This is a genomic window from Vibrio sp. 10N.222.49.C9, assembly GCF_041474985.1.
Lineage (GTDB): Bacteria > Pseudomonadota > Gammaproteobacteria > Enterobacterales > Vibrionaceae > Vibrio > Vibrio crassostreae_C.
On record NZ_JBFRVD010001215.1, the window covers coordinates 1 to 506 of the forward strand.

A 506-nucleotide genomic window follows, 5' to 3' on the forward strand; every position below is an offset into this window, starting at 1 on the left:
GTGCTCAGTTTATAGAGTCTGATTTCACAGGTAATGGCAGTGAAAGTTCTCGTTGGGAGCTAATCGACCTTTGGGAGATCAATGGCACCGTCATGGAAGCAGTTGAAGAAGAGGTTGTCTTCCACAGCAACGGTACAGGCTACTTTGTAAATGATGAGGGATTGTTCTCGTTTAATTGGGCTATCTCGAGTGGCGAGGTTACTCTAGATATCACAGCGTCAGGATTTGAGGGAGCGAAAGACATCTGGAATAAGGTCGATCAAGATGGAGATAATACGATGACCAAGGCCTTCTGGAGTGATCCAACTTGGAACAATCCAGCGCCTGCAGAGGGAGAAGCGGAGATAACCTCAGGTGTGATGCGATTTGTCCACTTTGAAAATCAGTAACGCATAGATTTATCATCTAGCATAGAAAAATCGCCTAGGGTCAAACCTAGGCGTTTTCTATTCAACTAATTCTGAATTGGTTGAGCTTTGAGCTGGCCTCTTTTTAGACCCAAGATG

General features: G+C 44.9%; 1 protein-coding gene. It reads left to right on the plus strand.

Going from position 1 to position 506, the window contains the following annotated elements; all coding sequences use genetic code 11:
• Nucleotides 1-389 (plus strand): hypothetical protein (locus AB4585_RS27625; protein WP_372171947.1); only part of this gene is annotated, 389 nt, incomplete at its 5' end.
• Nucleotides 390-506: the final 117 nt, after the last annotated feature.